The following is a 22,118-nucleotide window of genomic DNA, read 5'->3' on the forward strand; positions in this document are numbered from 1 at the left end:
ACGGGCGTTTTTCTTTGTCTGCAGTTTGGAAGTTTACTTCGCTTACAGCAGAGCGCTCGGGTTTATTCACCTCTCCTCTCGGGAGATGTATCTTTCGCCTATCCCGATTGAACGCATTTACTTTGCTGGCGGCACCGTCTCGATCAGCTTGCCGGTGAACACGATCGGGCCAGTAGCCTTCCCGGTGGGTGAACCTCCGACGGGCTCGACGGTGACAGCGTAGGTCGCCTGGCTCACCATCGCCGGTTCATAGGCGGCCAGCGCCGCGGCCGTCGTAAAGTCGCTGCTGCCGATCACGCCGAGCGAGCGCGGTGCCGGCAATTTGTCGGACACGATCCAGAGCTCATAGTCTTTGCCCGGCTGCTGCTCGGCGCCGACCCTGCGGACGGTAAAACTCTTGGTGGCAGCATCGACAGTGAGGATGAACGCCGGCGAACTGGCGTCGGTCTGCAACAAGGCGACGTATTGCGCCTGCGCTACAGCAGTCGCGGGTGCTGCCGGCGGCTGCACCTGCGCGACTTGCTGGGTCACCTTGGGACGCAGGCCCTGGGGCAACAAATCTGGTCGGTAGGCCTGCACCGCGATCATGGTCACCAGGGCCGCAGCCATCGCGGTCATGCCGGTGGCGATGTTGCGCCAGCGCCTGACCTGCCGCGCGAATATCAGCACATTGGCATCGTTTGCGGCCAGCGCATCAGCGCTTTCAGCGGATGCCTTTTCGTCGACGACGTCGGCTGTCGCCTGCTGCGGCGCATCGGGCAGCACCAGCGCCTGCTGCGCGCCCGCCAGCCCGATCGCCGCGCGGATCTTCTCCCAGACCTCGGGACGCGGCTCGACCAGCCCGACCATCTGATTCAAGACGCCGAGCTTGCGCTCCCACGCCTCGACCAGAGCCGCGTAGTCCTTGTCGACGGACATCATGGCCTCGACCTGTGTACGCTCTTCGGCATCCAGTGTGCCGAGCGCATATTCCGCGGCAAGCGCGATATGGTCTTCGCTGTAGGCCATCATGCCAGTCCCAGACACTCCCGGATGTCCATCATGCTGCGACGCAGCCAGGTCTTGATCGTATTGACCGGCGCCTCGAACTTTGCCGCCAGTTGATCGCGGCTCCAGCCATTGTAGTACGCGAGCAGCACAAGCTTCTGCCGGTCCGGTTCAAGCCGTCCCACACACTCCAGCAGGCGCTTCAATTCTTCGGTCATTTCGCGACGCGCCAGAGGATCAGGCGTATCGGCGGCCACTTCCATCGCGGCCGGCTCTTCCTCGATTGATACTTCAGTGCGCTTGCGCACCACGTCGATGGCCCGGTTGCGGGCAATCGACGCCATCCATGTAATCGGTGAAGCCAGGCCGGGATTGAACTGTCCCGCACTGTTCCAGATCTTCACATAGGCCTCTTGGATGACTTCCTCCGCGAGATCCTGTCTGCGCAAGATACGGAGCACCACGCCAAACAGTTTCGCGCGCGTCGCCGCATAAAGGCGCTCGAACGCGACCTCATCCCCCTTGGCAACCGCAGCGATCAGCCAGACCAGCTCAGCCGGCGTCAGCATTCAATATCCCCAACTCAAATCCCCGATGCGACCGATCCCGCCGCCCTCATCCAATGGCCATACCATACTATGGATCGGACGCACCATGTCACCGCGGATGTGGCGATCAGGCAAACGACAAACCCGGACCTCGCGGCCCGGGTTCAGCGTATCTGGCTTGACGGCGGACGCTGCCGTCCACCGGTGTTTCAGGCGACGGCAATGCGCGCGCGCATCAGTCCGATGCTGTCGAGATCGGCCTGCTCACGGGCGCTTTCCTCGGCGCGTTCGCGGGCCTGGTCGCGCTCGTCGAGCAACTCGACCTTCTTGAGTTCCTCGAAAGCTTCGGTGAGCAGGCTCTTGGCGTCCTCGAGCTGGATGCGCAGCTCGTCGGCCGAGCGCGTCAGGTTCTCGCGGCGCTGGATCGCCGCCTTGGCATAGGTGGGATAGGCGAAGTGCGTGGGATCGTTGATCCCGGCGCGCTCCTGTTCGGTGTGAATTTCGCGCTCAAGATCGACCGACATGCGCTGGAAATCGGCGATCATGCCTTCAATCTGGTTGACCCTGCGGCGCTTCTCGTCGACCTGGAATTTCTTCAGGCGGATCAGCGTTTCACGTGACTTCATCGACTCGTACTCCCCAGAAGTCCCAACTTCAACGCGGGACGGGACCGGTGGTGCGCAAGAACCCTACCGGCAGAATTGTGTCTCTGAGCGGGATGATGACCGGACAAAGTTAGCGTTCCGTTTCCAAACTACCAACGATTTTCTCCAGTTGCATGTATCCCTCGGTCAATCCCGCCACTTCGTCCTTGCGCTGGCGCAGGAAGCTCTCGAGCGGCTCGTGCAGGCGGATCGCCTCGTCGACCTCCGGGCTGGAACCAGCGCGGTAGGCGCCGAGCCGGATCAGTTCCTCCATGTCGGCATAGGTCGCCATGATCTGGCGCGCCCGCGTGATGGTCGGCAGATAAACCGGATCGCAGGATTTCGGCATGGTCCGCGATACCGATTTGAGGATGTTGATGGCCGGGTAGCGGCCGCGTTCAGCGATCGCCCGCTGCATCACGATATGGCCGTCGAGAATGCCGCGCACGGCGTCGGCGACCGGTTCGTTGTGGTCGTCGCCATCGACCAGCACGGTGAAAATACCAGTGATCGAGCCCTCATTGGTGCCCGGCCCGGCCCGCTCCAGCAGCTTCGGCAACTCGGTGAAGACGGTCGGCGTATAGCCCTTGGCGGTCGGCGGCTCGCCGACGGACAGGCCGATCTCGCGCTGCGCCATGGCAAAGCGGGTCACGGAGTCCATCATGCACATGACGTCCTTGCCTTCGTCCCGGAAGTATTCGGAGATCGACATGGTCAGATAGGCCGCCTGCCGCCGCATCAGCGCCGGTTCGTCGGAGGTCGCGACCACGACAACCGCGCGTGCCAGACCCTCCTCGCCGAGATCCTCCTGCAGGAACTCCTGCACCTCGCGGCCGCGCTCGCCGATCAGCCCGATCACCGAGACGTCGGCATCGACGTTGCGCGCCAGCATCGACAGCAGTACCGATTTGCCGACGCCGGAGCCGGCGAAAATACCCATGCGCTGACCGCGGCAGCAGGTCAGGAAGGTGTTCAGGGACCGCACGCCGAGATCGAGGGGATCGCCGACGCGCTTGCGCGAATGCGCCGGCGGCGGCGAATTGCGGTAGGGCATCGGCGCCGGCCCCTGCTGCAGCGGCCCCTTGCCGTCGATCGGCTCGGCCATGGCGTTGACCACCCGGCCGAGCCAGGAGATTGACGGCCGGACCTGGCTGGCGGCGTTGGCGATCACCGCGCGGCAACCACGGCGGACGCCTTCAAGACCGGCGAACGGCATCACCACGGCATTGTTGCCGGAAAAGCCGATCACCTCGGCGGGGATGAAACGGTTGGTTCCAGTCTCGATGACAATGCGTGCCCCCACCGACATGGCGTGGATGGGCCCCGCGATCTCCACCATCAGACCGCGCACGCCGACCACCCGGCCGTACATGTTCACGCCGTCGAGATCGGCGATCTGCTCCGCCAGCGCTTTCATTTCGAAACCCTTAAGTTTCTGCGTGTTGCTGCCGCGGTCTTAACTTGGTGTTTACCCGCATCGTTAATCATTACGTCATTGTCTTGGTGACTGAGAGCGCTTGCCCTTCAGAACGAAGGCGTGAGTCGATGGAGTCGGTTAGGCCCGTCTCCTAATGTGGAACTTGAACGGCTACGGGAACAAAAAACGTCTCTACCGCAATATCTTACGGCGATTCGACAAAAATTGCACGGTTAGTACTTGCGCGAAGGAATCAGGTTTTGTTAACCATATGTCGTCAGGATCCGAATCAGTTGTTCAAAGGCGTTTTTTGGTGCCGCAAGTGCGGCCGACCTGACGCCCGGAGCGGCGACTAAAGGGGACTGGCATGCGCGTTTTGTTAATCGAAGATGATAGTGCGGTCGCGCAGTCGATTGAGCTGATGCTCAAATCCGAGAGCTTTAACGTCTACACGACGGATCTCGGAGAAGAGGGCGTCGATCTCGGCAAGCTTTACGACTACGATATCATTTTACTTGATCTGAATCTTCCGGACATGTCCGGTTACGATGTCCTCAAGCGGCTGCGGGTATCGAAGATCAAGACACCGATCCTGATCCTCTCCGGCCTCGCCGGCATCGAGGACAAGGTCAAGGGTCTCGGCGTCGGCGCCGACGACTACATGACCAAGCCTTTCCACAAGGACGAGCTGGTTGCCCGCATTCATGCGATCGTGCGCCGCTCCAAGGGCCATGCCCAGTCGGTGATCCAGACCGGCGATCTGGTGGTCAATCTCGATACCAAGACGGTGGAAGTCGGCGGCCAGCGCGTGCATCTGACCGGCAAGGAATACCAGATGCTGGAGCTGCTCTCGCTCCGCAAGGGAACCACCCTCACCAAGGAAATGTTCCTCAACCATCTCTACGGCGGCATGGACGAACCGGAACTGAAGATCATCGACGTGTTCATCTGCAAGCTGCGCAAGAAGCTGGCGAATGCGTCGGACGGCCGCAACTTCATCGAAACCGTCTGGGGCCGCGGCTACGTGCTGCGCGAGCCGCACGAAGAAGAAGTCCGCATTCCCGCTTAAGATCGATTGTCGGAGCCGCGAGGCTCACCTCCCGACTGAACCCCGCCGGAAACGGCGGGGTTTTTGTTTGGGATGAACCCAGCGCCCGCTTGCTACGACTATTCTGACGTGCGCGAATACCGTTCGACATCAGTCGAACTTCGGGGGCGGAATGGTTGTGCAATCCCTGGCCGGTCTGCCGGCCTTTTTGGTCTATTTCTGCACCGGCCTCTTTGCCGTGATGCTGTATCTATTCGTCTACACCCGCGTCACCGCGCATGACGAATTCCGACTGATCCGTGACAACGTTCCGTCCGCTGCCGTGGCACTCGGCATGAGCCTGCTCGGCTTTGTGCTGCCAGTGGCCAGCGCCATCATCCACTCCGCCAACGTGCTGGACTGCCTGATCTGGAGCATCATCGCGCTGATGGTGCAGATGACGGTGTATTTCATCGTGCGCATTCCGGTCCCGAAACTGTCGGAGCGGATCGACGCAGGCCATCTGGCGCCGGCGATCTGGCTGGGCCTCGCCTCGCTCGCCGCCGGCGTGCTCAATGCCGCGTCGATGGTGTACAATCCATGACGCCGAAGCCGGGCAACGAGTTCGGCAAGCGCCTGCCGCGGTTGCCGCCCGACGAACCGCCGCAACTGGCGAAGAAGCGCTCCAATCATGTGGCGCTGCTGCTGATGGGCACCATGGCGATCGGCGGCGGCGCCTACGCGCTGATGCCGCGGGAAAAATGCGACCCGAACCAGCCTGTGCTGCACGCCGACCAGCCTGCCGACTGCCGGCAGCACGGTTCGTCATCGTCCGGCGGACACGGCGGTTCGGGCGGATCGTCGTCACGCAGCAATTTTGCCAGCACGGATTCCTCCAGCCATTCTTCTGGCTCAAGCTCGGACAGCAACTCCAGCCACGTGTCGCGCGGCGGATTCGGCTCGTTCATGTCGCACTTCTCCGGCGGCGGCTGAGCATGCAGCGCATTGCCTGCCCCGAGCGCGATGACTGGGAGGCCACCGCGGCCGCCACCGGTTTTGCGTTTCACAGCGACGACGGCCAGCGCTACTGGGACGAGCGCGCCTACTACGCCTTCACCCTCGACGAGATCGAGCGGCAGATCGAGGCACCCACCGCCGAACTCCACGCCATGTGCCGCGAACTGGTCGGCCGTGTCGTAAACGACGACCGCCTCCTGCATCAGCTGAAAATCCCAAGGGCGTACTGGAGCTACATCGCCGCAAGCTGGCAGCGCGGCGACAGAAGCCTGTATGGCCGGTTCGATCTGTGCTTTGACGGCAAGGGTCCGGCAAAGCTTCTGGAGTACAATGCGGACACACCGACATCGCTGTTCGAGGCCGCGGTGTTTCAATGGACCTGGCTCGAACAGGCGATTGACCGCCAGATCATTCCCAGGCGCGCCGACCAGTTCAACACGCTGCATGAATCGTTGATCGACGCATGGCGCCGGACAGGTAGCGGTCGCGTGCATTTCGCCGCCACAATGAGCAGCGCAGAGGACCGCGGCACGTTGCATTATCTGGCCGACACGGCAAAGCAGGCCGGACTCGATCCGGTGCTGCTCGACATTGCCGAGATCGGACTGCGCAATGACGGCGCCTTTGTCGATCTCGACGACTCCCTCATCGAGCTGGCGTTCAAACTGTATCCCTGGGAGTGGATGTTCCGCGAAACCTTCGGTGCGCGACTGAAAGGTGCATCGACGCGCTGGATCGAGCCGCCGTGGAAGACGATCCTGTCTAACAAGGGCATCCTGCCGCTGCTATGGGAGATGTTTCCGAACCACCCGAATCTATTGGCGGCGTATTTCGACGACGATCCGGCAGCGGCGCAACTTGGCCCGACCTATGCGCGAAAGCCGCTCTACTCGCGCGAGGGCGCCAATATCACGCTGGTCGGCGGCAACGCGATCCATGAAAAACCCGGACCCTATGGTGCGGAGGGATTCGTGTGCCAGGCGCTGGCAACCCTACCGAATTTTTCGGGACAGTATCCAGTGCTCGGCAGCTGGATGGTCGACGGCACGCCGTGCGGGTTGTCGATCCGCGAGGATGACACGCCGATCACCGGCAACATGTCTCGCTTCGTGCCACACGCGATTCTGTAGGACGCGGTCATTGCGAGCCTGACAAATCCGGCCTCGCCGACCGGCGTGCACCCTCAGCCACGCAATAAGCGTGGCTGGAAATGGCTGTGCGGGATCTGCGGACGCGTATCCCGGCCTCAGCGCGCGGCGAACGTCTTCAATCCCGCGGAGGCCATGGCCGGCACGATCGAGGGGGCGGCGCGAACCGTGTTGGGCCGGTAGATGCCGCGACGGTCGGGATGCGGCTTGAACGCGTCGGTCAGGCCGACGACCGTCTCTGCGGCGCCGAGCGCCAGGAAGCCGTCGGGTTCCATGGTCTTGGCCAGCCGGTTGAAGATCGACGTCTTCATCTCCTGATCGAAATAGATCAACACGTTGCGGCAGAAGATCAGGTCGAACTTGCCCATGCTGGAGAAGTCCTGCAGCAGATTGAGCGGCCGATACTGGATCATCGAGCGGATGTCCGGATTGATCTGCCACATCTCGCCGGACTGCTTGAAGTATTTCACCAGCAGCTGGATCGGCAGCCCGCGCTGGACCTCGAACTGGCTGTAGATGCCGGACTTGGATTTTTCCAGCACCTGCTGCGAGATGTCGGTGCCAATGATCTCGATCCGCCAGCCGGCGAGGGCTGCGCCCATTTCCTTCAGGCACATGGCGATCGAATAGGGTTCCTGACCGGTGGACGCCGCCGCACACCAGATCCGCAGGCTGCGCTTGCTGGCGCGGGCCTGCAGCAATTCCGGAATGATCATCTCGCGCAGATGATCGAAAGGAACCTTGTCGCGAAAGAAGAATGTCTCGTTGGTGGTCATCGCCTCGACCACGTCGGACGCGAGGGCCGCAGAGCCGTTCTTGATCTGCTGCACCAGTTCGTCGATTCCGGCGAGACCAGCCTTGCGCGCCAGCGGAACCAGCCGGCTCTCCACGAGGTACTGCTTGTCCGCAGACAGATCGAGGCCGGAACGCTCCTTGAGGAACTTGCGCAGAAACTCATAATCAACTGGCGTCACGAGCGATCTCCCGAAAACAGCCGAACCAGTTTCGGTGCGATCTGATTGAGTGGCAGGATGGCAGAGCAAATTCCGGCATTGGCGGCGGCGCCGGGCATGCCCCACACCACGCTGGTGGCCTCGTCCTGTGCGATGACGTTGCCACCGGCGGCGACGATATCCTTGCCGCCACGCATGCCGTCTGAACCCATGCCGGTCAGGATGACGGCCATGATGGCGCCCTGCCAGACATCGATTGCGGAATTGAAAAGCGGATCGACCGCGGGCTTGCAGAAATTCACGGGCGGGCCGTCATCGAGCGCGATCACGATATTGGCGCCCTGCTTGGCCACCCGCATGTGCTTGCCGCCCGGCGCCAAGTAGATCTGGCCGGCCTTGACGATTTCGCCGTCAATGCCTTCGCGGGCCGGTCTGTGGCTGGCGCGCGAGAGATGCTCTGCGAGAATGGTCGTGAAAGTCGGCGGCATATGCTGGGTGATCAACACCGGCACGCGATCGATCACCGCGCCGATTTCGGCGACCACGGTCATCAACGCCTGCGGTCCGCCGGTGGAGGATCCGATCAGCAACACGCGCGGCGCGATCGCGCTGAAAGCGCGCTTCAGCAGCGCGGCCTGACTGGCGACCGATACCGGCGCACGTACCGGCACCGGCGCCGGATCGCGGGGGCGGCCGATGGCCGGAGCCAGCGGCGGCGTGGTGGCGGAATGCAGCCGGCGGACCTTGGCGCCGAGGCTGCGGATCTTCTGCAGCAGGTCGTGCCGGAAGTTATCGGCGGCGGACGCCTCGCGGGTGCTCTCGGGTTTCGGAATGTAGTCGGCGGCGCCCAGCGAGAGCGCCTTGAAGCTGATCTCGGCGTTGCGCCGGGTCAGCGTCGACGCCATGATGACAATCAGATTGCGCTTCTTGGCGAGCAACTGCGGCAACGCCTGGATGCCGTCAAGCTCCGGCATTTCGATGTCGAGCACGGCGACGTCGGGATTGACGCGCTCAAGCTGGTTGACCGCATCGAGTCCCGTGCGCAGCGAGGCCGCCACGGTCATGTCGGGCTCGGCCTCGATCCAGCGCGAAATCAGGCCGCGAATGACGACTGAGTCATCAACCACCATGATCCGAAGCGGCTCATACCGCGTCGAATCCGAAACAGAGGGATTGATCACATCAATACTCATCACTCACCGAACACAACAAAACGCTATAAATCAAATTCTGCGGGTGGAGGCAGGAGACCGTCCTGCCGCCGCCGTCAAATCAGCCCGACTTCGTGGAATTTCGCCGAAACGATTTCCTTGTCGAAGGGCTTCATGATGTATTCGTTGGCGCCGGCGTGCAGCGCGCGCGCAATATGGGCAACGTCGTTCTCGGTGGTGCAGAACACGACCTTGGGGACATCGCCGCCCGGCATGCGACGCAGGTTCCGCAGGAATTCGTAACCGTCCATCACCGGCATGTTCCAGTCGAGCAGGACTGCGTCGGGAAGCCCCTGCTTGCAGACCTCGAGCGCCTTCTCGCCGTCTTCGGCTTCGATGATCTCGAAGTCCAGACCTTCAAGGATGCGCCGTGCTACTTTACGGATGACGCTGGAGTCATCGACGACCAGACATGTCTTCATTTTAGCCTCTGCTGCTGTCAGATCCCGGATGGAAGATTTCCGTCGCGGGCCGGATTTGGCTGCTGCCGACGTTACGCGGCGAGTTTGTCGGGAGCGATTTCAAGAATGCGATCGACGTCCAGCACCACCATCAACTGGCCGTCCAGCCGATGCACGCCATCGGCCATTTTGGCCATGCGCGGGTCGAGATTGACCGGGTTCACTTCACGGCTGTCGTCGGCGAGCTTGAGGACTTCTCCGATCGAGTCGATCAGCAGGCCGTAGGATTCGCCGCGCAGATCGACACCAACCGCCATCGGCGGCTTGCCGTCCTCGTTCTTCGGCAGACCGAGGCGCGAGCGCATATCGATCGCCGTGACGATCCGGCCGCGCAGGTTGAGCACACCGGCAACGTCGCTAGAAGCGAGCGGCACGCGAGTCAGACGCTCAGGCATGAACACGTCCTGCACCCGGGAGATCGGCATGCCGAACAGCTGGCCGCCGATCATGGTCGTGACGTATTCGGTGACGGCGCCGTCGGCAGTGGTCGTCTTGCTGGTCATCGTCATGTCCTCACGCCGCCTGGCTGGTGGTTTGGTTGGTCTGTTCCTTCAGCGAGGCAATCAGGCCCGGCCGGTCGAACTTCGCGACGTAGTCGTTGAGGCCGGCCTGACGGCCGCGCTCGATCGCCGCGGGCGAGATCATGGAGGACAGCGCGATGATCGGCGTGCTGGCCATCTTCTGGTCCGCGCGAATGGCTTCGGCAAACTCGAAGCCGTTCATGTCGGGCATTTCGATGTCGGTCAGGATGGCATCGAATTCCTGGCCGGAGCGCAGCACGACGAGGCCTTCCTGAGCGTTGATCGCGACACGAACCTTGTAGCCCGCCGCCTTGAGGACCGGCGCCAGCATGTTGCGGAAGAATGCGGAGTCATCGACCAGCAGGATCGACTGCGTGGTGGCGAAGTCCTTCATTTCCTTGCGCGTGAACCAGTCGGCGAAGGCCATCGGCAGGAAGTGGCCGACGTCGATCACCTCTGTCGCCTGCCCCTTGATGACGGCGGAACCGAGAATGCCGGGCTGCGCGCCCGCCACCTCGATGTTGAGGCGTTCCTCGACGATGTCGATGATCTCGTCGACCACCAGACCCATCGAGCGCTGCTCGTCGGCGAACACCAGGATCGGCTGCGTGCCGACCGTGTTGATGACGACGCCGTCCATCTGCACCAGCGGCATCAGCTGATCGCGGTACTGCACCATGTAGCGGCCGTTCGACGTTTCGATCTTGTCGGCGGCAATTTCCTCGAGGCGCGTGACGAGTGCCAGCGGCACCGACTTCGGCTGCGACGATCCCGCACGGAAGACCAGCAGCGAGGTCGGCTGCTCGGACGCGTTGGGATGCTTGGAGGCGTTCTCGTTGGAGATCTCGGTCACCGCCGAACCCGCCGCGCCCAGTTCCTGAGCGATGCCATTGGGATCGATGATCATGATCACCGCGCCGTCGCCGAGGATGGTGTTGCCGGAGAACATGCCGATATGCCGCAACTTGGTCGACATCGGCTTGACGACGATTTCCTCGGTGTGGAACACGCCGTCGACGACGATGCCGAAGGTCTGGTTGCCGACCTGCGTCACCACGATGAAGCCGTTTTCGGGATCCGAATTGGTGCCGTCATCGATGCCGAGCAGCTTCTTCAGATGCATCAGCGGCAGCAACTTGTTGCGCAGGCGGAGCACCGGAGTGTCCTTGATGCGCTCGATGCGATGCTCGGAATTGGCTCGTGCACGCACCAGTTCGACCACCGCAAGCTGCGGAATGGCGAAGCGGTCGCCGCCGGCTTCGACGATCAGCGCCGAGACGATGGCCAGCGTCAGCGGGATCTTGATGGTGACGCTGGAGCCCTCGCCGGCCACCGACTTGATGTCGATGGTGCCGCCGATCTGGTCGATATTGGTCCGAACCACATCCATGCCGACACCGCGTCCGGAGACGCTGGTGATCGCCGCAGCGGTGGAGAAGCCCGGTGCGAAGATGAATTTGTGGATCTGCGATTCCGACATCTTCTCGATGTCTGCCTCGGAGGCGAGACCGTTCGAGATCGCCTTGGCCTTGATGCGATCGGTATCGAGACCGCGGCCGTTGTCGGCGATGCAGATGATGATGTGACCGCCTTCGTGATAGGCGGACAGACGAATGGTACCCTGCTCAGGCTTGTCGGCCTTGAGGCGCTCGGCCGGGGTTTCGAGGCCGTGATCGGCGGAGTTGCGCACCATGTGCGTCAACGGATCCTTGATCAGGTCGAGCACCTGGCGATCGAGCTCGGTATCGGCGCCGTGCATTTCGAGTTCGATCTGCTTGCCGAGTTCGCCGGCCAGATCGCGCACGATGCGCGGCAGCTTCTGCCATGCGTTGCCGATCGGCTGCATGCGCGTCTTCATCACGCCGTCCTGGAGTTCGGCGGTGACGGTCGACAGCCGCTGCAGCGGCACCTTGAATTCAGTGTCCTCGTGACGACGGCTGATTTCCAGCAGCTGGTTGCGGGTCAGCACCAGCTCGGACACCATGGTCATCAGGTGTTCGAGCGTATCGACGTTGACGCGGATCGACTGGTTGGCAACCTTGTCGCTTTCCGCGGGATGATCGAGCTCGACCACGCTCTTCTTGACGACAGGCTTGGCTGCGGGCTTCGGCGCTTCCTTGGGGGCCTCGACGGGCGCGGCCTGTTCGACGGGAGCGATCGGCGGAGCCACTTCAATCGCCGTTTCCTGGAAGGCGCGCTCAAGTTCATCCAGCGATACTTCGCCGGGGCGCAATTCTCGTTCCAGGGTCGGTACCACCAGCGGGGCGGATTCGACGGCGACTGGCGCGATCGGTGGTGCTGCAGTCATCGATGCCATGCCCTTCTCGACCATATGATGAAGTTCGTCGATCAGGTCCTGATCGACACCCTCGGGCTCGGCCTCAGTGGCTTCGAGCTGACCGAGAATTTCCTTGATGCGGTCGATGGTGGTGAGGATCAGCGTCACCGCCTCGCCGGTCACCGGCATTCCGTCGCGGAATTTGCCCATCAGCGTCTCGGCGGCATGCGCCAAGGCTTCGAGGCGCGGCAGACCGAGGAACCCGCAGGTCCCCTTGATGGTGTGAACCAGCCTGAAAATATTATCCAATATTTTCGCGTTGTTCGGGTCCTGCTCAAATCGGACCAATTGATTGTCGACGGTATCCAGACTTTCGTTGGTTTCCGTCAAAAATTCGCGCAGAAGATCATCCATGAAATTGGCCTTCGGACTCGCGGACGTACGACTTCGTTACGCCTTTCGGAGTGGGGCCAGTCTCTAGGCAAAGCGTTTAATATTGGTTGAGCAATCGGAAATAACGCTCCGATCGAATGGGATATTGCGCCGCAGGTCGGTACTTACGGGTGAGTACGGGGCATTACCTACACGCTTCGTTAACCCTGCGGGGCCGTCTCCGGGATCGAAGCCGTAATGACCACTGCGTCGCCGTCGGCGGCGAGGGCCACGGTGAGGCCGCAGGACTGCGCCAACAGCCGCGTATAATAGGGCTGCACCGCGTGGGCGTCGATCGCGCCGGCATGGTCGGCCTTCAGCAGTTCGACAATGTTGAGCGGCAGCCGGGCATTGTGGCCGTTCGCCTTGACGCGGAAGCCGATCACTTCGCCCTCGCCGACCTGGTCCACCGTCAGCACGCCGCCGCGCGGAATCGTCTGTTGGGCGATCACCAGCATGTTGAGCAGCAGCTTGACCTTGTTCTTCGGAAGGTAGGCGCGCGGCGGATTCCATTCGATCTTGGTCTTGGCGTCTTCAAGATGACCGCGTGCCATTTTCTCCGCATCGCCGAGATCGATCTGGGCGCCAGCGGAGCCCGCGGCGCCGAAGGCAAGCCGGCAGAACTGCAGCCGGGCCGACGCGGTCTTGGCGCTCTTGCGGATCAAATCGAGGGCGAATTCGCGGTCGTCCGGCTTGGGATTGTCGTCAAGCACTTCGAGCCCGTTGACGATGGCGCCGACCGGGCTGATCAAATCGTGGCAGACCCGCGAACACAGCAAGGCGGCCAGTTCGAGCGCATCGGGAGCCAGACCGGGAAGAGTTGTGCCAGACATGGGATATGCTCCTGGGTGGCCGCACAACATGAACGGCGAATCAAGCAATTGATTTACGGTAGATACACTGCGGGCGCTGGCGCGGCCACCCGGACCGGGCCGAATGGGAGCGCCAACGCAGCCGATCGACTGCGGCGGACGAGGCTTTTCGATGACCGATGGACGTTCCACAAGCCCGGCGATTGATCGCGCATCGGCAGCGGCGCTGATGGGGCCCCTGACCGATCTGGTGGCCCGCGCGGGCGCCGCCATCCTCGCGGTCGACCGCGGTACCATGGCAGTGGACGGCAAGGCCGACGGCTCGCCTGTCACCGAAGCCGATCTGGCCGCCGACCGGATCATTGCCGACGGGCTGGCGCGGCTGGCGCCCGGTATCCCGGCTTTGTCCGAGGAACGCGCCGATGCGGCGACGCCATCCTATGCCGGCAGTTTCTTTCTGATCGATCCGCTTGACGGCACCAAGGAGTTCGTCGGCGGTCGCGAGGAATTCACCGTCAACATCGCTCTGCTGCAGGACGGCGTGCCGCTGCTCGGCATTGTCGGCGCCCCGGCCCTGGGCCTGATCTGGCGCGGCCTGGTGGGCGTGGGGGCGGAACGCGTCGCGGTGGCGCCGGACCTGTCGATTCACAGCGTCACGGCCATCCACACCAGGGCAGCCCCCGCCGCTGGCGCGCCATGGATCGCCGCCGTCAGTCGCTCCCACGGCGACAGCCGCACCGAGGCCTTCATCGCCGCGCGCCCCGGCGCGGTGCGCAAAGAACTGGGCTCGGCCGTCAAGTTCTGCCGGATCGCCGAAGGCGGCGCCGACATCTATCCGCGGCTGGCGCCGACCTGCGAATGGGATGTGGCGGCCGGCCATGCTGTCGTGGTGGCAGCCGGCGGCATCGTGACCGATGGCCACGGCGCACCGATCCGCTTCGGCGGGGCCTGCAAGGGCTATATCGTGCCGGAATTCATCGCCTGGGGCGATCCCGCCGCCGCGCGCGCCTGAGTACGGCGAATCGCCTTTACGGCAGATCCTTCTGCACCTCGTCCCAGCCTTTGCGGGCTTCCTTCAGGATATCGGCGGGCGCCGCGGCGAAGGCATCGCGGGTCTGCTCGCGGCCGAACAGATAGAGCCTGTTGCCGCTGATCAGCCAGAACTGCGGATTGCCGGGAAACGCCACCCCGCGCGCCACGTCCACCGGATCGTAGCCGCCGAACTGCGGGCCGTAGACCTCGGGATTGGCCGCAAAGAAAGCCCGGTTACCCTCGTTGCAGAACCGCCAGACCACCCCGCCCTGCATCAATTCCATGTCGGGATCGCCCTGCCGCGGGCGGCCGTCGGTAAAATAGGCCACCGGGTCGAAGCCGCTGATGGCCAGGCCGCTGAAGCGGTTGGCGACCACCCGCGCGGTGGGACCGGCCAGCGCATCGACGGCGCCGCAGCTCAACAGCAGCGCGATCAAGGCGATTCCGCGGCGCCAGCCCGTCAATTCCCGCCGTTGTGCCGTCATAGTTGGAACCGATAGTATGTTTGTCGGGGACGATGGCGTAGCTCTAGACCATGCTGGTCAGCAACCGGTTAAGGCGCGCCACCATTTATTTGATCCAGGGGTTCTTTCATGACCGTCGCATCACGCCTGGCAGCGCTCGTTGTCGCTGCGATGACGTTTGGCTTGCTGCCGGCCGCTGCGCAGCAACAGCCGCCGCAGCAGCAGGCAGCTCCCGGCACGTACGGGCCGGACGAGCTGGTCGGTGCCGGGCACCGCTTCTTCGGTAACGTGTCGCGCGGCCTCGCCTCGGTGATCGAGCGCGCGGTCAGCCAATGGGGCCTGCCGAACGGCTATATCCTCGGCGAAGAAGGGTCCGGCGCCATCGCCGTCGGACTGCGTTACGGCGAAGGCACACTCTATACCAAGAATGCCGGCGATCTCCGCGTGTACTGGCAGGGTCCGTCGGTGGGCTTCGACTGGGGCGGCGACGGCGCCCGCACCATGACGCTGGTCTACAACCTGCCCGCCACCAACGCGATCTACCAGCGCTTCGGCGGCATCGACGGCTCTGCCTACATCATCGGCGGCTTCGGCATGACGGCGCTCACCGCCAACAACATCGTGCTGGTGCCGATCCGTTCCGGCCTCGGCCTGCGGCTGGGGGCCAATATCGGCTACCTCAAGTTCACCCCCAGCGCGACCTGGAACCCGTTCTGACCGCCGCGGCCGCCCGGCCGCCGGTAAAGGTTAACGAGGCGTGAAGCTGGCCTTCCCGGAAGCCGCCATGGCATGGTAGCCACTGGATTTTTCTCGGGGAGTATCAGCCATGATTGAGCCGATCATGTATCTGGCGATCGGTTTTCTGGTCTCCATGCTGTTCGGGCTGATGGTCGTACCGCTGGTGCATAACCGCGCGGTGCGGCTCACCACCCGTCGCCTCGAGGCCGCCACGCCGCTGTCCATGGCCGAAATCCAGGCCGACAAGGACCAGCTGCGCGCAGAATTCGCCATGTCGGCGCGGCGGCTGGAGATGAGCGTCGACCAGCTCAAGCACAAGACCACCAACCAGCTCGCCGAACTCGGCAAGAAATCCGACGCCATTAACCGCATGAAGCTCGAGCTCGGCGAAAAGAACGCCGCCATCTATGCGCTGGAAGCCCGCGAGACCGCGGTCAAGGAGCAGCCTGGCGCGTACCGAGACCGACTTCGCCGTCAAGACCGACTCGCTGCGATCGGCCGAACAGGCCCTCGCCGACAAGCAGGCCGAGCTGGCCCGGCTGACCCACGAATTGTCCGACCGCTCGCTGCTGGCCGACAGCCGCCAGATCGAACTGGTGGCGGTGCACGCCCAGATCGATGCGCTGAAGAACCGTGTCGACGACGCCGAGAAGGAATTCGCCGCCACCCAGCACCGGCTCGAACTGCAGCGCGGCGAATCCGACACCGCGACCCGCGAACTGACGGAAGCCCGCGGCCGGGTCGAGAACCTCAGCCAGCGCGTCACCGACCTCGACGGCCAGCCGATGATCCAGGTCAGGGAGGCCGAACTGCTCGGCGGCCGCGTCGCCGAGCTCGAGGCGCAGCTTGCCACCCAGTCGAAGGCGCTGGCCGACCGCGAATTCGAGAACAGCCAGTTGCGCCAAGCCAACGAGGCCGCCGAACAGATCGCGCAGGACCTGCGCGTTGAACTGGCGGCGCTGAACGGCGGCGGCAAGTCGCCGGTGGCCGACCGGCTGCGCGCCGAGAAGGCCGACCTCGAGCAGCAACTGCGCTTCGCCCAGGAGGCGCGCAGCAAATTGCAGCGCGAGTTCAATGCCGTTCAGCAGCAGGCCGAAAGCGCCTGGGCCACCGAGCGCGTCGAAAACGCGCTGCTGCGCGAGCGCATCAACGACATCGCCGCCGAAGTCGCCAAGCTGGCCATGACCCTGGAAGGGCCGAACTCGCCCATCGAGGCCATCCTGGCTGCCGAGCCGGCGAAGGCGCAGCGGAATGGCAACGGTGCCAACGCCGGCGGCACCCTCGCCGACCGCATCCGCGCGCTGCAGTCGCACGCCTCCCGCGCCCCGCAGCCGGGCTAGCCGCAAGCTCGCCGGTCACGGCGCTGCCGATCCTGATTCGAATGTCAAACAGCCAAGTGCTCTCGTTCTCGCGGCGCCGATGGCGTCCGAGGTGTGAGCAGTCCTCCCCTCGGACATGAGGGGAGCGGCGCGCCGGCAGACGCGGTTGTGGTGGTTGGGACGCGATCCGCTATGCCGTCGCAACGGCGAAGCAGGTCGCGGCGCCTGCGGGCGCGCCACCGCGGGGTTTGTGGCAAGGGGACCGTACTTCCGGGCTGGCACGTGAACTCCCTTTGGGAGCCACTCCGGCGGGATTTCGCCCGCCTTTCGCCATCCGCGTCCAGCCACTCAAGGCAGAGCCCCCGTAGTAGGGCCCGGACGGTGACCCCAGCCTCCCGGGATGCGCTTGCGAGGCGCATGCGCGGGACACCGCATCCTCCTCCACTCTCAAGACGCCTCATGACAGCGCCCCTCGTTGAGCAGGACGAGAGGACTATAAGTCTTATATAGGATTTTTGTCAAAATCAACATTGAAGAAATTTGCGCCGTGCTCGTGCGCCGCCGCTCCCGTTTCCCGGACGCGCTGCGGCCTCGCGAAGCAAAGCTTCGCTGGGATGCGCAGCATCGCATGCTGCTGCGCAGATCCGCGATCCCGGTACACCTTATTCAAGCGTGGGCCCCTGGTCTGCGACGCACCACACCGCCCGCGATGCTGCGCATCGCCGGCCGCGCGCTGCATCGCGCCCGGGGAACGAGACCTGCCGCCCAGCCGGTTTGTCGACCGCCGCGCCACGAAACCCGTCCCATTTCCCGCGTCAGGGTTGACACCCCCCACCCCGACTCCGTAAATCCCGCTCACGTCTGCACCGCCGGGGCCGATCCGCCCCGACACCTTCCGTGCACGATGTCCCGGGCGCATAGCTCAGCGGGAGAGCGTTCCCTTCACACGGGAGAGGTCCAAGGTTCGATCCCTTGTGCGCCCACCATTGTTCCAGGAAATCAAAACACTTAGCGGCCTTACTCCCTCGGAGGGTACCCCGAAAAAGCTGGGGCACAGCAGGGGCACGCTCGTTTAGGAGGGTGCTAAAAGTTGCCTCCGCCACCGCCGTCCTGGCGCGATGGAGAAACAAGGCGTGCTGCTCGCGATCCGAGTCACCGCCTTTTCGCGCAGCACTGCCTAAGTGGCTCCGAGTGCGCGAAGCCGGCCACAGACAGGTTCAAAGCGGGGACATGCAGCCATCTCAAATTGCTATTTCAGGCTGTCGCTTAGCGTTGCCCCTCGTGTCATTCGGCCTGCAATATTGGGCTCTGACACACTTTTGATGAAGTTCAAGAGTCGGCTCGCGTTGGTTTCACAAAGGAATCAACAAGATGCAGCGAGCCCTTCGTCCATCGGCGCTGGTCCCTCACGGGTTAGATGTCGAGAGCGCCATCTGCGACGGCGACACGACCGTGATTACCGTTCGCGCCAACAGCGACACGAGTCTCTGCCCCGGCTGTGGAGCAGGTTCGAGAAGAATCCATAGATGCCTACCGTTTCCTGCGCCAGGCTGAATCGGTTGTGCGTATACTTCTGGGGCTCATCCCAAGAATGTAACCGAAACATTCGTCTACGCTCGTCGATCGCAATCGCCTGGCGGAACGCCTTCACGCTGGGATTCTGCTGAGTATTCGCCAGCTTCTCTAGACTGAATGTATAAAATCTGTCCGGCCGCGGGACGATAACACTCGCAACCGTGTCCCAGACCCCCACAAACGTGATCGTGGCCCATCTCGTCGAAGCAATTCGAGCAAACTGAGATGCAACGTCGTCGCGGGTTAGCGGTCCCTCCGGCTTTCGTTCGGCACCGACATCTACAGCGACGCCTTGATTCAACGCAGAGGCCCGACTTTCGGCTGCCGCATTGAGTTCAGGGGCGCGGCCACTGTGCGGCGGCTTTGCGTGTGGAGGGCCACGAAGTCGCTACTGCGCGGTAGGCCGATACAAACGGCGCGCCAAATAACAGAAGCCGTCAGGAACTGCCTCGTTGCAAATGCCCGTCGACCTACTCTGGATCGTTTTCGTACTCGTATGCATCGCAGAAGAGTCTTCCGTTGCGCCCCCAATCGTCTCGCTTGACCTCTGTGAAAATGAAATTGATGGTCTCGGGTTTGCACTTCGCGATGCGCGCGAACTCCCGCGTCAGCACCTCTGCAAGCTCACGCTTCTGCTCGAGAGTCCGTCCTGGAAACCAGTCTACACGAATGAAAGGCATGTCTGCTCCAACTTGTTGGTGGGTGAACTTCTCAGTTCGCTATCGCCGATCCAATGGGCGACACACCGAGGATCTGCGTAGCGATTGGGACGCGATAGATGGTACCTGCGCGCTCGTGTTGGCTCACAGATGAACCGGCCACGGCGGACCGAGCGGACATTTTGCGGCCTGAAGTCTGCCCCCGGTCAACCTTGGGCTCAGCGCGGCATCCAGAACCCACGATTTCATCTTTCGGCTGTCTTGCAATCCTGAAGCACATCTCAGACGGGCCCTATCAGCATGCGGTAGCGGAACTGATCGATAATCACCGCGAGAATGAGCAGCCCGCCGAGAAGAACCATCTGCAAGTAAGAGCCGATCTGCGCGATGTTCATGCCGTTCTGGACCAGCGCGATGAAGAACGCACCGAGCACGACGCTTTCGACGCGCCCAATGCCACCGCGCAATGATACGCCCGCGATGACGCAGGCCGCGATCGACTCGAGTGCCATCGCCCCGCCAAGATTGGACTCTCCCGACTCGACGCGGGCCGTGAGCAAGAGGCCGGCGATGGATGCAAGAAGCGCGCTGAACAAATAGGCCAGGAACAGCACCTTCTTCGTATTGATCCCCGACAGATGTGCAGCTTTCATGTTGCCGCCGACAGCGTAAATCTGCACGCCGAGTCGGGTGCGGTTCATCATAATCCAGGTGACGAGAATGGCAGTCACCGCAACGACGACCGGAACCGGCACACCGAAAATTCGTCCGAAGCCGAACGTATTGCCGAACTCGACAGGCAGGCGCGACACCGGCACACCACCGGTCAGATAGAGCGCCAGTCCCGCGCCGACCGACTGTACACCAAGTGTCATGATGAAAGGCGATACGGCGAATTGCGCGATGCCGAGGCCGTTAGTACAGCCGATGACCAGTGCGGCACCGACTCCGGCCAGACTGCCAATGACGATCACGAGCCAGATATGTTCCGGCATCATCACAGCCAACGCCACCATGGAGAGCGCGCCGACCACGGAGGTGAGCGCGATGGCCGTGCCGACCGCAAGATCGAAGCCGCCGGTGATTAACACAACCATTTGCCCGATCGATACCAGGATCAGATAGACCGACTGTCGCGCCACATTGGTCAGATTGCTGACGGTCAGGAAGTTGCTCGAAGCCAGCGAAAACAAGATCAGAGCGGCCGCCAGAAAGAACGGCAACACACCGATCCTCAGAAAAAGCGCCTTGAATGCGTGGACCGCGGACTGGCCAAGCGTTGTGGTGGGACTGTTATCCACCGCGTCAGGCGTGCTCATCCAGTGGCCTCCTCGACTCTTTGAAGAAATGACGAAGCACCACGTCCTCGACGAGATCGTCCCCCTCGAGCTCGGCTGAAATCCTGCCGTTGGAAAAAACGAGCAGCCGGTGCGCCAAATGCATCACCTCCGGCAGGTCGGAGGAAATGACGACCACGGCCTTGCCTGCCTCGGCGAGGTCGCGGATCAGAAGATAGAGCTGGCTGCGCGTCCCCATATCGACGCCGATCGTCGGCTCGTCGAAGATATAGATGCGGCGGTCCTGTCCCAGCCCCTTGCCGAACAGGACCTTCTGCTGATTTCCTCCGGACAGCGCTGCGACCGTCTTCGGCATCGAACGTCGCGCGAGGTCGACGCGCGCGCCGATCGCATCGGCCACGGCGCGCGTGCGGCGCAGCGACCTCAGACCGAACCGCCCGGCCAGATCAATCCGATCGAGCAAATCCAGCTGTATGTTGTCGCGCGGGGAGGCCGAGAGCACGAGCCCCTCCGCCTTGCGGTCGGGCGACATGTAGAAGACGCCGGAATGCAACAGCTTGCGCGTCGGCGAACCGCTGACGTTCTTTCCGAACAGGACGACCGTTCCGGCCTTGAGAGGCTGCAACCCGAGAATGCTGCGCCAGACCCGCGATTTGCCCGACCCGACCAAACCGGCCACGCCCAGCACTTCGCCGGCTCGCACATCGATGTCGACGCCGTTGACGCCTGCGGCGTGAACGCCGCGCATTGACAAGACCGTCTCGCCGTCGGGCTGGCGGTTGATATGCGGATAGACCTTGTCGATCGCCCTGCCCATCATCAGGGTCACAAGAGCGCTTTCCGATGTCGCCTTCTGATCGACGGTTGCGATCAGCTTGCCGTCGCGCAGCACCGTTATTCGGTCCGCTATTTGCGAGAACTCCTGGATGCGGTGTGAGATATAGACGATGCCGACGCCACGCTGGCGCGCCTGCCTGATGAACCCGAACAGCCTTTCCGTCTCCCGTTCGGTCAATGAGGCGGTCGGTTCGTCCAGAATGAGGACGCGGGCCTTCGCGTGAATCGCCTTGGCGATCTCGACCATCTGCTGTTGAGCGCGCGACAGCCGCGATACGGGCAGACCGACGTCTATGTCGAAGCCAAGCGTGCCGAACAATGCACGGGTATCGCGCTCCATGGCCTTGCGATCGATCAGCAGCCCGCGCTGCAGCTCCTGTCCGAGATGTACGTTCTCGATCACGGTGAGTGTGGGAACCAGCGACAGCTCCTGAAAGACCGTCCCTATGCCCGCTCTGCGGGCGTCCTGCACGGATCGGAAATGAACTTCCTCTCCGTTCACACGCAAGATGCCGGCCGTGGGACGATAGACCCCGGACAGGATCGAGATGAGCGTGGACTTGCCGGCGCCGTTTTCACCGAACAGCACATGGACTTCGCCATGCCTGAGTTGAAAATCGACGCCGGACAGGGCTTTGACGCCCGGAAAGTCCTTGGAGATCCCGGTCATCTCGACCAGAAGCGGCTCGCCCAAAACGGTCAACATCATCACCAACCGACGCTGGTTCTGCCGGACTGGA

The 22,118-nt window shown here is 62.9% G+C and carries 20 protein-coding genes, 1 tRNA gene and 2 pseudogenes; 8 read left to right on the plus strand and 15 right to left on the minus strand.

The window, feature by feature from the left end:
• Positions 1 to 117: 117 nt before the first annotated feature.
• From ACUXVA_RS28680 to fliI, 4 genes are all read right to left on the minus strand, one after another.
• A complete protein-coding gene (locus ACUXVA_RS28680) occupies positions 118 to 1,008 on the minus strand; it encodes an anti-sigma factor (protein WP_445489589.1) in 891 nt (296 codons plus the stop codon).
• Positions 1,008 to 1,556 carry a sigma-70 family RNA polymerase sigma factor gene (locus ACUXVA_RS28685; protein WP_445489591.1) on the minus strand — a complete coding sequence of 183 codons (549 nt, stop codon included), beginning with the start codon at positions 1,554 to 1,556 and terminating at the stop codon, positions 1,008 to 1,010. Before ACUXVA_RS28685 ends, ACUXVA_RS28680 begins: the two co-directional genes overlap by 1 nt.
• A 188-nt stretch (positions 1,557 to 1,744) precedes the next feature.
• Positions 1,745 to 2,161 (minus strand): flagellar export protein FliJ, encoded by a 417-nt coding sequence (fliJ, locus tag ACUXVA_RS28690; RefSeq protein ID WP_265082534.1) that lies wholly within the window; start codon positions 2,159 to 2,161, stop codon positions 1,745 to 1,747.
• Between the two features lie 109 nt (positions 2,162 to 2,270).
• Entirely contained in the window at positions 2,271 to 3,596 is a 1,326-nt protein-coding gene (gene fliI, locus ACUXVA_RS28695) for a flagellar protein export ATPase FliI (RefSeq protein WP_445489593.1), read from the minus strand.
• 367 nt (positions 3,597 to 3,963) lie between these two features.
• Here fliI and ctrA point away from each other — a divergent pair, with 367 nt between their 5' ends.
• The 4 genes from ctrA (at position 3,964) to ACUXVA_RS28715 (ending at position 6,770) form a co-directional block, all read left to right on the plus strand.
• Positions 3,964 to 4,665 (plus strand): response regulator transcription factor CtrA, encoded by a 702-nt coding sequence (ctrA, locus tag ACUXVA_RS28700; protein ID WP_445489595.1) that lies wholly within the window; start codon positions 3,964 to 3,966, stop codon positions 4,663 to 4,665.
• A gap of 151 nt (positions 4,666 to 4,816) precedes the next feature.
• Positions 4,817 to 5,227, plus strand: a complete 411-nt coding sequence (locus tag ACUXVA_RS28705) for a DUF350 domain-containing protein (RefSeq protein WP_445489597.1) — start codon at positions 4,817 to 4,819, stop codon at positions 5,225 to 5,227.
• Positions 5,224 to 5,616 (plus strand): hypothetical protein, encoded by a 393-nt coding sequence (locus ACUXVA_RS28710; RefSeq protein WP_445489599.1) that lies wholly within the window; start codon positions 5,224 to 5,226, stop codon positions 5,614 to 5,616. Before ACUXVA_RS28705 ends, ACUXVA_RS28710 begins: the two co-directional genes overlap by 4 nt.
• Positions 5,617 to 5,618: 2 nt before the next feature.
• The gene (locus ACUXVA_RS28715; protein ID WP_445489600.1) at positions 5,619 to 6,770 is read left to right on the plus strand and encodes a glutathionylspermidine synthase family protein; all 1,152 of its coding nucleotides are present in this window, start codon (positions 5,619 to 5,621) and stop codon (positions 6,768 to 6,770) included.
• Between the two features lie 116 nt (positions 6,771 to 6,886).
• Here ACUXVA_RS28715 and ACUXVA_RS28720 read toward each other — a convergent pair whose 3' ends face one another.
• The 6 genes from ACUXVA_RS28720 to chpT all read right to left on the minus strand — a co-directional run bounded on the left by ACUXVA_RS28720 (position 6,887) and on the right by chpT (position 13,477).
• Entirely contained in the window at positions 6,887 to 7,762 is an 876-nt protein-coding gene (locus ACUXVA_RS28720; RefSeq protein WP_265082528.1) for a CheR family methyltransferase, read from the minus strand.
• Positions 7,759 to 8,934, minus strand: a complete 1,176-nt coding sequence (locus tag ACUXVA_RS28725) for a protein-glutamate methylesterase/protein-glutamine glutaminase (protein WP_445489603.1) — start codon at positions 8,932 to 8,934, stop codon at positions 7,759 to 7,761. Before ACUXVA_RS28725 ends, ACUXVA_RS28720 begins: the two co-directional genes overlap by 4 nt.
• A gap of 74 nt (positions 8,935 to 9,008) precedes the next feature.
• Positions 9,009 to 9,374 carry a response regulator gene (locus ACUXVA_RS28730; protein WP_265082526.1) on the minus strand — a complete coding sequence of 122 codons (366 nt, stop codon included), beginning with the start codon at positions 9,372 to 9,374 and terminating at the stop codon, positions 9,009 to 9,011.
• A 71-nt stretch (positions 9,375 to 9,445) separates the two neighbouring features.
• On the minus strand, positions 9,446 to 9,916 hold the full coding sequence (locus tag ACUXVA_RS28735; RefSeq protein ID WP_265082525.1) for a chemotaxis protein CheW: 471 nt from the start codon (positions 9,914 to 9,916) through the stop codon (positions 9,446 to 9,448).
• A 10-nt stretch (positions 9,917 to 9,926) separates the two neighbouring features.
• Complete coding sequence (locus ACUXVA_RS28740; RefSeq protein ID WP_445489606.1) at positions 9,927 to 12,626, minus strand: hybrid sensor histidine kinase/response regulator; 2,700 nt, start codon at positions 12,624 to 12,626, stop codon at positions 9,927 to 9,929.
• Positions 12,627 to 12,805: 179 nt separating this feature from the next.
• Positions 12,806 to 13,477 (minus strand): histidine phosphotransferase ChpT, encoded by a 672-nt coding sequence (gene chpT / locus ACUXVA_RS28745; protein ID WP_265082523.1) that lies wholly within the window; start codon positions 13,475 to 13,477, stop codon positions 12,806 to 12,808.
• A gap of 151 nt (positions 13,478 to 13,628) precedes the next feature.
• On the opposite strand from chpT, the gene ACUXVA_RS28750 reads away from it, so the two are divergent.
• Complete coding sequence (locus ACUXVA_RS28750) at positions 13,629 to 14,468, plus strand: 3'(2'),5'-bisphosphate nucleotidase CysQ family protein (RefSeq protein ID WP_445489608.1); 840 nt, start codon at positions 13,629 to 13,631, stop codon at positions 14,466 to 14,468.
• 16 nt (positions 14,469 to 14,484) lie between these two features.
• Here ACUXVA_RS28750 and ACUXVA_RS28755 read toward each other — a convergent pair whose 3' ends face one another.
• Positions 14,485 to 14,973, minus strand: a complete 489-nt coding sequence (locus ACUXVA_RS28755) for a YHS domain-containing (seleno)protein (RefSeq protein WP_265082521.1) — start codon at positions 14,971 to 14,973, stop codon at positions 14,485 to 14,487.
• A gap of 108 nt (positions 14,974 to 15,081) precedes the next feature.
• Here ACUXVA_RS28755 and ACUXVA_RS28760 point away from each other — a divergent pair, with 108 nt between their 5' ends.
• The 3 genes and pseudogenes from ACUXVA_RS28760 to ACUXVA_RS28770 all read left to right on the plus strand — a co-directional run bounded on the left by ACUXVA_RS28760 (position 15,082) and on the right by ACUXVA_RS28770 (position 17,995).
• Complete coding sequence (locus ACUXVA_RS28760) at positions 15,082 to 15,669, plus strand: DUF1134 domain-containing protein (RefSeq protein ID WP_445489610.1); 588 nt, start codon at positions 15,082 to 15,084, stop codon at positions 15,667 to 15,669.
• 109 nt (positions 15,670 to 15,778) lie between these two features.
• A pseudogene (locus ACUXVA_RS28765) lies at positions 15,779 to 17,030 on the plus strand (hypothetical protein).
• 890 nt (positions 17,031 to 17,920) lie between these two features.
• Positions 17,921 to 17,995: transfer RNA gene (locus ACUXVA_RS28770), tRNA-Val, on the plus strand.
• Between the two features lie 563 nt (positions 17,996 to 18,558).
• Here ACUXVA_RS28770 and ACUXVA_RS28775 read toward each other — a convergent pair.
• From ACUXVA_RS28775 to ACUXVA_RS28790, 4 genes and pseudogenes are all read right to left on the minus strand, one after another.
• Positions 18,559 to 18,840: pseudogene (locus ACUXVA_RS28775) on the minus strand (phospholipase effector Tle1 domain-containing protein); the annotation flags it as partial.
• Between the two features lie 214 nt (positions 18,841 to 19,054).
• Entirely contained in the window at positions 19,055 to 19,264 is a 210-nt protein-coding gene (locus tag ACUXVA_RS28780; protein ID WP_265082499.1) for a tautomerase family protein, read from the minus strand.
• A 260-nt stretch (positions 19,265 to 19,524) separates the two neighbouring features.
• Positions 19,525 to 20,562, minus strand: coding sequence for an ABC transporter permease (locus tag ACUXVA_RS28785; protein ID WP_445489613.1), 1,038 nt, complete (start codon positions 20,560 to 20,562; stop codon positions 19,525 to 19,527).
• Positions 20,549 to 22,084 carry a sugar ABC transporter ATP-binding protein gene (locus ACUXVA_RS28790; protein WP_445489615.1) on the minus strand — a complete coding sequence of 512 codons (1,536 nt, stop codon included), beginning with the start codon at positions 22,082 to 22,084 and terminating at the stop codon, positions 20,549 to 20,551. Before ACUXVA_RS28790 ends, ACUXVA_RS28785 begins: the two co-directional genes overlap by 14 nt.
• Positions 22,085 to 22,118 lie beyond the last annotated feature (34 nt).

The organism is Rhodopseudomonas sp. RCAM05734 (genome assembly GCF_052658035.1).

Bases quoted from the DNA above. Each gene is read 5' to 3' on its own strand.
- ACUXVA_RS28680 (WP_445489589.1), bottom strand. From the start codon at position 1,008: ATGGCCTACAGCGAAGACCATATCGCGCTTGCCGCGGAATATGCGCTC.
- ACUXVA_RS28685 (WP_445489591.1), bottom strand. From the start codon at position 1,556: ATGCTGACGCCGGCTGAGCTGGTCTGGCTGATCGCTGCGGTTGCCAAG.
- fliJ (WP_265082534.1), bottom strand. From the start codon at position 2,161: ATGAAGTCACGTGAAACGCTGATCCGCCTGAAGAAATTCCAGGTCGAC.
- fliI (WP_445489593.1), bottom strand. From the start codon at position 3,596: ATGAAAGCGCTGGCGGAGCAGATCGCCGATCTCGACGGCGTGAACATG.
- ctrA (WP_445489595.1), top strand. From the start codon at position 3,964: ATGCGCGTTTTGTTAATCGAAGATGATAGTGCGGTCGCGCAGTCGATT.
- ACUXVA_RS28705 (WP_445489597.1), top strand. From the start codon at position 4,817: ATGGTTGTGCAATCCCTGGCCGGTCTGCCGGCCTTTTTGGTCTATTTC.
- ACUXVA_RS28710 (WP_445489599.1), top strand. From the start codon at position 5,224: ATGACGCCGAAGCCGGGCAACGAGTTCGGCAAGCGCCTGCCGCGGTTG.
- ACUXVA_RS28715 (WP_445489600.1), top strand. From the start codon at position 5,619: ATGCAGCGCATTGCCTGCCCCGAGCGCGATGACTGGGAGGCCACCGCG.
- ACUXVA_RS28725 (WP_445489603.1), bottom strand. From the start codon at position 8,934: ATGAGTATTGATGTGATCAATCCCTCTGTTTCGGATTCGACGCGGTAT.
- ACUXVA_RS28730 (WP_265082526.1), bottom strand. From the start codon at position 9,374: ATGAAGACATGTCTGGTCGTCGATGACTCCAGCGTCATCCGTAAAGTA.
- ACUXVA_RS28735 (WP_265082525.1), bottom strand. From the start codon at position 9,916: ATGACCAGCAAGACGACCACTGCCGACGGCGCCGTCACCGAATACGTC.
- ACUXVA_RS28740 (WP_445489606.1), bottom strand. From the start codon at position 12,626: ATGGATGATCTTCTGCGCGAATTTTTGACGGAAACCAACGAAAGTCTG.
- chpT (WP_265082523.1), bottom strand. From the start codon at position 13,477: ATGTCTGGCACAACTCTTCCCGGTCTGGCTCCCGATGCGCTCGAACTG.
- ACUXVA_RS28750 (WP_445489608.1), top strand. From the start codon at position 13,629: ATGACCGATGGACGTTCCACAAGCCCGGCGATTGATCGCGCATCGGCA.
- ACUXVA_RS28755 (WP_265082521.1), bottom strand. From the start codon at position 14,973: ATGACGGCACAACGGCGGGAATTGACGGGCTGGCGCCGCGGAATCGCC.
- ACUXVA_RS28760 (WP_445489610.1), top strand. From the start codon at position 15,082: ATGACCGTCGCATCACGCCTGGCAGCGCTCGTTGTCGCTGCGATGACG.
- ACUXVA_RS28780 (WP_265082499.1), bottom strand. From the start codon at position 19,264: ATGCCTTTCATTCGTGTAGACTGGTTTCCAGGACGGACTCTCGAGCAG.
- ACUXVA_RS28785 (WP_445489613.1), bottom strand. From the start codon at position 20,562: ATGAGCACGCCTGACGCGGTGGATAACAGTCCCACCACAACGCTTGGC.
- ACUXVA_RS28790 (WP_445489615.1), bottom strand. From the start codon at position 22,084: ATGTTGACCGTTTTGGGCGAGCCGCTTCTGGTCGAGATGACCGGGATC.